This is a genomic window from Gilliamella sp. CG16 (assembly GCF_046635785.1).
GTDB classification, from domain to species: Bacteria; Pseudomonadota; Gammaproteobacteria; order Enterobacterales; family Orbaceae; genus Gilliamella; species Gilliamella apicola_I.
Map to the genome: position 1 here is coordinate 1 of NZ_JBIDFL010000017.1, position 9205 is coordinate 9205.

Genomic DNA, 9205 nt, shown 5'->3' on the forward strand with positions numbered 1-9205 from the left:
CATCATCGTCATAATCGTAATAAAGTCGACCACTGATCTCTGTATCATTTTTCAGTTTTACTAACCAGTACTGATCTTGTGCTCCCAATAAACCTGAAGGTGCAACTTGCATATATTCCAGATTTGTTTGTACTTTTGTTGGCAGATAAGCGCCTTTTAACTGACCACTGTTACCGACCAATTCAAATTGCGTGCTATCCAAACCAGTTAAACGTAATAACATATTGGTTAGATATAATTTTCCTCGCGTTGAATTCGCAGCTGTATAAGCAAATTCGCCCGTGTATTGTACACTTTTATCGATAAAGTCAACTTGATCCAAAATATCGTCAACATTACCGTTAAAATATCCCGGGTAGATGCGAGGGGTAAAAATACCACTTACGGTTAGCAAACCTTTATTATATTGAATGAGTTCTTCTTTAGTGAGCTCAACTGCTTCATCTTTGTTTTTAGAACCTGTTACATCCAAGTAAAGCTTGCCCGAAATTGCCTCGGTCGTATTTGATGATGAAACTTGAGCTTGCATTAGGAATAGATTATTTTTATCTAAATTATTGGCAAGTGAACCATCGGCTAATACTTCAAAATCTAACGTTCCTGGTGGTGTTGCTGGGTCCATATCTGCAATATCGATAAAATTATCACCCTGATTGTGAACGACACGATATCTGCCTTGAGGCAATGATTTTAGCTTGATCGTTCGATAGTAATCACCAATATCACCCCATTTTTCATAATCACTTCCATTCCAGAAGTAAATTTGAAAATATCCATTTCCATTCTCAATCGTTTGCTCACCTGCATACTTCATATCACCATTGAGATCATTAACAGGCGCCCCCGAAAATTGTCCTTTTCCTTGCATTAGAAAGTGCTTAGTTAATGGCATATCAAGTTGTTTAAACTGTACTTTATAACTTGGTGCTAACTCTTTATCAGGATTAGTGACAGCCGTTGTCCCTGGATAGATAGTTTTAACGATATAAGTCACATCTCGATTAATACCATCTTGTTGCCCTTGAAAGCTATATTCACCCTTGGCATTCGTTAGTTTTTTCCCAATAAAATTACTTCCGTTTTCAGTACAATCATTGGTACCGTCATCTTCGCAAAGTAAAACAATAGCATTCTTTAAAGGTAAGTCATTAGCATTGTACATTTGCTCGGTTTGTATCTCACCATCACCTAACCATGTATCTAAAAATACTGAGCCACGAAGTATGTGTTGATTAATTTTTAATTTATACCAGATGTTAGTATCTGTGTTATATTTGTTACCACCACTCGCATTAACAATAATGCTCGATATCATTTTTCTATTATCATTAGGATCGATACTCGAACCACTATTCTGATCATTATTTTCGAAATCAATATCGCCATTCCTTATATCACTGCCGCCACCATATTCCTGTTTAGCCGTAACACGATACTCTCCATTAGGCAAATTAGTGAAATTGTAATGACCCTTGTCATCTGTTGCGAATTCGGTGATAACTGTCCATTCTCCAAATACTTCACGCTCCAGAGTAACCCGATTTTGTTTAATTGGTGTATCTTGATTTGGATTATAAGTACCCAAAGTACCAGAATGACTATTATTTAAATAAACATATCCGGAAATCGTATTGGGTCTTGTTGGTGTAAAATAGATGGTATCTCCCCAAGTTTTAGCCGGTGCAACATTAACCGAATATTCGCCATTATATGATTCGGGATAATCCAAATTATCCTTATCATATTCAACAACAGAATAATAAAACAAACCCGCATGATCGATAGGATAATTTTGTGAGCCTCTTACGCCATAAAAACCCGGCTTTTGATAGCTGACTTCTAATTTATTACCTTGTAAATCGGTTGCTGGAGTCACACCATCTTCTTCAAAAAAGACAATTTTAGTATAAGTACTGGCGGTAATCGCTTCGAGCCCATTAATCGTTGAACTCCAGCTCCATTCCCCATTGGCTGTTTTCAAATAATTGACGACTAATAAATTACCTAAATCTTTACGTATTGGTGAATACCAAAAGTTTTGGTTGGTTTTTTGCTCATTAAGTTTAGGTAAAATAATCTCTTTAGCAGCAATATTAGCTTGTGTACCATTACTTAATGTGACTTTTCCTTTATGAATACTTTTTGATTTAGAGGAGGTACTGGTTGATTTACCGTCTGTATCATTGACAAAAATATTTTCATTTAAATTTATATTTGATTCCGTGACAACAACTTTATAATCTTTGTTTTTTACTAATCCAACAAACTGATAGGTGCCCAAATTACCGGCTGTTAATTGAGAAGCAATTTTTTCCCAATCGGTTCCATTATATTGGTAAAGTTCGACAGTGGTATTAATTCCTGTACTACCCAGAGTGGCAAGCGGAATATTATTGCCCGTTTTACCTGAATCTGGACCTGCTTTAATATATTGCTGAGGTCCTAGTACAAACACATTTCCAGATATACCAGCTAACGTTGTATCGTTCGGATCCATTTTTAATAAAAATGTCGGACCACTTGTTTGATTATTTTCGTCTGTTATTTTAACGTTTTGTTCAATTTTACTAATTGGAATATAAGGTGCTTTAACATTGGTTACCTTAATGTCATAACTCGCCACCGCTAAGTCTTTAAAACGATATCGACCATTATCAGTAGTAGTCATTGTTTTTGTACCCAGTACTTTGGTTGTCGTGCCAGGATAAAAAAGCTCGACATTCATATCAATCGCACCGGTATCAAAATCTACTGTATAGATCCCATCACCATTTTGATCGATAGCGACAACACCATCGACACCCCATTCATTACGTGGTTTAACATTAAACACACCTTTTTGGTTTTTACCCGCCATATTAAAACTAATTGTGTCAACGTAGGCGTTTTTGCTATCCGGTAACGTTGCATCCCATAAGGCATATTTGATTTTATTACTTGAATCTGCAATAAAATCTTCTGCATCAACCACCATATCATACTGATGCCCTTTTAAGGTATTTTTAAGTTCGACTGTACCACTATTACTTGTTACAAAAATAGGAGTTTTGGAAGAAGCACTATAAATTAGTCTAACAGGAATATTCTTTGCACCGGCGCCTTTGTCATCTTTTATCACTAAGTTGATATCACCGCCTTGCCCTTTGATAAATAAGTTCTGAGCAGAGGCGCCGGTATCCACTATCAGTTGTACTGAGCGATCAATGGTTTCACCTTCAGTCGTTTTGGCAACAATCCTATATGTCCCCAGGAATGGCGCATCTAATTTATAGCTTCCATCTTGGTTGGTTGTTGCATCAGATAATAGTTTTTGGTTACTATCATATAATTCAACTTTTAAACCCGTTAACGGCATTTCTGTTTTGCTTGCCGTATTGTCATAATCTAAATAGACTTTTCCACCTATATCAAAGCCATACGCAGTTGATAGTGTCACCATCGATATAAACGCTGAGGCTAATAGTTGTTTTATACCCCTTAGCATTCTTTTTTTCACTGTTGCATGATGTGCAGTTCGCATTATCTTTTCTCCTGATATGCGCAAATTCTCTTCTTTTCGTTTTTCTACTTTTCGGTTTGATTTGATTTGCACGGATGAATACATCTGATCTCTATTAACTTTTTGCCAACTGTTCATTAGAAACTCCCTACTACATTGACAAACCAACCATGTGAACGGTAGTTCAGGCGCGTTAAGTTGTCATTGTAATCCGTAAAGTTATAACCTATTCCCATCTTGATATTATCACCGACATTTCGGTAAATACTGGTCACAACCCCGTCTTTATGGTCATCTGCTAGGTTTGTACGTAACATTCGACCTTCTATCTGGTATTCCCAGTCACCTGTCTTGTAATTGAGGCGAAGTGCATATAAGCTTGCTCCTGATGAGTACCACGTGCTTTCACCTTTATAACGTAAATGCCCTTGTCGGTGCGCCACTTTAAACGCTGTTTCCCAGTTCGCATTCCACTCATACACACCTTCTAATGACCACACCCAACTTTTTTGGTCATACAGGCTTGAGGTATAGCTTTTGCTATTTGACGATGTCGAGTTGGCTATCAGCTGATCATCCGGATCTAAACCATACACATACGTTAGCTTTCCGAATAAATTCAGGTTATTGATAGATAACGGGCGATAAGCAAAGCCTAATGTCGATTCCGTGTAGTTACTCACCACTTCACTGTTGTTATCGTGCTCTCCTAACGTTTTTGCAAAATCAAACTGTGCCATCCAGCTTAGGTTCTCGTTCACGGTCGTTTTTGCCCGGTTGGTCGTTACCCATTGACGGATCCGCTCACTACCTTCATCTATCCGGTATTCCACCCGGTTACGTACCTGAACAGTATCATTTTTATAACCATATCCTACTGCATACACATCCCGGCGGGTTTCATCATTTCCGGTTAAACTGATATTGCGGTTTCGGTAACGATTATTCACCCGTCCTACCGAGTAAGACCCCTCTATAAATTGTGCTTCCGTCGGTTTATAACTTACCCCATAAACATCAGAAGTGGTTCGGTCAATTTTGGTGGTTTTAAATTGACGCTCTGAGTAAAGCTCCATCTGACTGGTCGCTTTGGTGCGTCCCCCAACAATTGTCGTAATGCCCCGCCCCGAGGTCGAGTCCACATCATTTAAGACTTTGGTATATAAACTGGTGCGGTCATTTACATCCCAGCTCCCCTGAACACCACCACCGGCCCCCCGATTTGATGCAAATACTTCTGCACCCAAATTGATGCTTTCGGTAATTTGTGAACTGTATCCTAAGGTGGTACGGTTATCATTCGCCACATCACCCGATTTAGTCATCGTCATTTGCTGAATGAAATAACCTTTATCCCGTCCGCCAAAAAACGAACGCTCTACTTTCGCTGCCACTAAGGTTTCACGGGTAGAAGCATCACCATAATTATGGGTGTTGCGTTGTTGTAACTCTAACGCCGTTTTATATAAGTCACCGAGTGTTGTGTAATATTGAGCACGCGCGATTTTTTCGACATAATTTGCCTTGTCTTTTTCACGACTGTAACCCAGTAAGATACCTTTTTTATCCGTCTCAAAGTCATAACGTAATTCGCCACCCCACTCTTCTAAATCACTGCTACGGGCTTTAGCAAAGGACGAAAAGCCTTTCTGCTGCATCGAATAGTAACCCGTAAAACTTAATGGGATATCCTCACCGGTCAAATCACTGAATTCGATTTTTTGATTAATCTTCCATGCCGCTCCCCGTGTATCACCTGATAACACCGTCTGATTAAATGATAAGCCACCATTACTCGACACAAAAATATCACTCATCCTTGCCTTACTTTTGGCATATTCAAAATGGGTATGCGTGCCTTGCGTCGGTCTGACAATGACATCTAGCCCTTTTAACTCATACGTTTCACCGCCTGACTGGTCTTCACTGATATACGTCCCACCGATTCGAACATGGTCGTTTAACCAGTGATAAGCCCGACCACCAAACACTTTTTGGCTTTCAAAGTCAAAACCGTCCGAGTAATATTCGTATTCCGCTATAATCCAGACTGGGTTACCCCCAACCAGATTACCGCTTTCAATAATTGAACTGCCCGTGCCACCGTTTGCCGTCATCGGCAGGGCTTTGGTTAACATCACCCGACCCTGATACTGATTCACTTCATAATCAACCCCTTCGTTCAAGGTACTGGTGCTCAGCACCCGACCGGTATTGCGGTCACGTACCTCCATCGACAGCTTTAAACTTCCTTCGGTAATACGCTGATGTTTTAAAAAGTATAAACTACCACCGGTCGAGGCTAACTCAACATGACTGCCTCGCGTTTCACCGTTCGATAAAAACACCGTCGCGAATGTGCGGGTATCACCATAACGGGTTGAATGCTCACTTTCGTGATATAACTTTGCCCCATATAAACTGCGGTTAAAGTTGGCAAACTCATTGCCGGTAATTTGGGAGTTATAGTTACCCCATAACCCGTAACTTTTGCCCTTCTCTAATTTGATATAAAACTTCCCTTCCGTATCCACATCACTTTCCGTGGTCGAATCATCTCCGTATATCGGGTAGTAAGCTTGCGGGTCGATTTCTCGGATAAAACGAGTCGGGTCTTTTTCACCTAAATGTCCAAATGCATTTTTTAATTTCGTTTCAGTCGTGTCCAGATGTGCTGTTAACCGATAATCGTTTTTATTTGCTTTTAAGTAAAAAGCAACCCGACCATCCCAGCTCCCTTTGCCGCTGTAGTGATGACTGTCGGCATCTTCCAGTATCGAACGCCCTTTTCCACTAACATTGTTTTGTGCATACGTCACATCCACGATACCCACATAAAAAATGTCATCTTTCTTTTCAACCACTAACTTTTCCTGTTGCGACTGTTTCTGACCCTGCTCATCCTGCCAGCTTAAATCAAACTGATAATCACCCGGCGATAAAATTATCTCTCGCATCGCTCGACCTTGAGCATCCGCCACTAAAGGCTCGCCATTAAGCATCAACCCTTGTTTACCTTTTAAGCCCGTCATTTGAATGACCACTTTACGGTCTTGTGCACTGGTTACTATGCCCTGATGATCTATCCGGCTTTCGCCAAAGCCCGGTATCGTGCTCTCTGATTTTAATTGGCCAAATAATAAATGGCCTGAGCCCGATTGATTGTCCAGTTTGTTGTAGGAAATAAAATCACTGTTATGGTCCGCTATGCCTTGACCTAATGTCTTAAACGATGTTGCATAAACACTGTCTTTCAAACCGTCATAACTGGTGGTGGTTAAAATCGCTTTATACTCGCTGTCTGTCGATAACGGCTCGCCATTATCGGTTTCACCACGCCATAACACCGCTTCATACGGACTGATTTCTTTAAATCGTAAGATCTTTAATGGTTGTCGGTTATCTAAATCCGATTGACGGTAAATGGTGATTTGATATTCTGCGATTTTGGTTGGGTAGTTAGTGTAAATATAAAGTCCCATTGGTGTCGTAAACAATCCTTGCGACGTCAACTTCACTTTTGGATTATAAATACTTAAATTAAGCTTTTCTTCTGCGTTAAACTCATCCCGAATAATATTTAATTTAGGTATATCTAAACTACCTGCATAAACATTATTGGAGCCAAGTAAAAAAGCAAAACTAATACTCAGGCAAAGTGGATGCCGGGTCCAGTTATGTTTTTTCATTTAGTTTATTTCCTTCCTCTTCTTCTAAGATCGATTATATTTTTTATTTCCGTAATTCAACTCAACATCAAAATTTATCCATAAACCTTAAAAAATGATTGATGACCAATCTCAATTAACCTTTGTTGATAAATAATAAATTAGCTAATCAATCAGTTAAAAAAATTACAAAATGAAATACTTTTATTAAAACTTTTTCATAATATTTACATAATACTATATATTGATCACAATAAACGATCAATATATATTATTCTGATCGCTAATTTCTATATTAATTGTTACTTTAATTAGCTGTTTATAGTTATTAAAAGTAAGATTAATAGGATAGATTAATTAGAAATAAAAAACCCCCGATAGACGGGGGAAAGACCTGAAAGGATAGGGATAGACAGACTTCCTTGTCCGTCTTTGATGGTAATTACTGATTTACCTCGGTAACACCAAAATCAACTTTACTTGGTAATCCCGGCGATACTCTCACCACTTTTGGATTACGTCCGCTTACTTTGTACTCTTTCGGTAAACTTCGTGGGTCTAATTTGATAACGAAGTTTGCACCTCGTTCCCAACGGCCTCCCGATACGCCAACTATATGGTAACGACCATGCGTATCAGTTGTGATGATTTCTCCCCGAGCCGTCACTAACTTCACGCCGCCCAGACCTTCTTCACCTTCATCTTGTACGCCATTACCGTTGCGGTCGACAAACACTTTTCCGAAGATTAATGCATTGTCAAATAATGGGTCCGCTGTCACTGTCACTGTCGCCTGCGCAGTATTCGATACCACTCGACCCAGTTTACTCAGTGCCATCGCCGTATTGGTGTACTCGCCCTGAGTCACGCCTGAGCCCACAACCAACATATAGTTAATAACGAGTTCACCATTGCCTTTTAATTCCAACGAATCATAAGTCATCGCTTTTCCACCTTTCGGGTCGGCTATCTTCTTACCATCTAAACGTGAAGAGCCTTTTACATACTTAAACCCTGCCGGTAAGATGTCTTTCACTTTGATATTCGCTGTTTGTACCGTGTTATTGATCACTTTTATGCTGTAAGGAACAATATCACCTGTCACAACATTATCTTTTAACGCTGTTTTTATAACCGTTATATCCGCATCCGCTGCCCGATAACCCAACATTAAATCGTTAATCGAGGCCGAATAGGTTGTTAACGTGTTGTCTTTCAAACCGATCGGTAAGGTTTGGGCTCCACCTACTCCGTTATACACGATCGATGACGGTGGTGAGGACAAGTCGATTAACGGATGCTCAACCACTTTTCCGTCGATGTCTGTGTACTTCTCAAACGATGGAATGCGTTCATAAAGCAGGCTGTCCTGCGTTGAACCCACCACGCCATCATGATAATTTCCAAACAGTAAACGGATATGATGCGTAACAGTACTGCCACTATTGTTACCGATTGCCAGATTACGGAAGCTAAACTGACCATTATTATCCGTCATCGACGTCATTGGCTTGCCATCTTTATCCATCACATGCTTTTTATCACTGTCTAACAGATAAACATTTACACCCGATAACCCCTTATAACTGTCAGCTGAGTTTGAACCTGTCCCTTCACTGTCTTCTACAAGCTTACCTTCAATAATACCACCATGGATATAACCAAAGTCCTGATCGGTTAGGTTACCCGTGATATCAATGATTGCCTGATTGACTGTTTTCGGTAAGGTTAAGTAACCTTTGCTGTCATGGTGCGCATCATCCGGGTCAAAGCTTGCTCGTAACGTGCTCGGTACCCCTTCCACTTCAATTTGCCATTTGCCCGGAATAATACCGCCTAGTTCATAAACTGTCTCACCGGCTGCAATTGTTTGTGTTATCTGTAATGCCGGATTGTTGATATTACTGAATTTCACCGTCAAGTCCGCATTAACACTGCTGTCCGTTGAGGCGTTGTACACTCCGTTATCATCACTGTCTAAGTAAATTTTACCTTTAATACTGGTGCTACCTTTCCACGCAAAGCTTACCCCTGTCGC

The 9205-nt window shown here is 39.9% G+C and carries 2 protein-coding genes and 1 pseudogene; all 3 read right to left on the reverse strand.

Annotated features, from left to right (window positions below):
• Positions 1-3637 (reverse strand): hypothetical protein (locus ACGH47_RS11225; RefSeq protein ID WP_411623463.1); only part of this gene is annotated, 3637 nt, incomplete at its 3' end.
• On the reverse strand, positions 3637-7188 hold the full coding sequence (locus tag ACGH47_RS11230; protein ID WP_411623464.1) for a hypothetical protein: 3552 nt from the start codon (positions 7186-7188) through the stop codon (positions 3637-3639). The genes ACGH47_RS11230 and ACGH47_RS11225, both read right to left, overlap by 1 nt.
• Positions 7189-7609: 421 nt before the next feature.
• Positions 7610-9205 (reverse strand): annotated as a pseudogene (locus tag ACGH47_RS11235) (hypothetical protein); the annotation flags it as partial.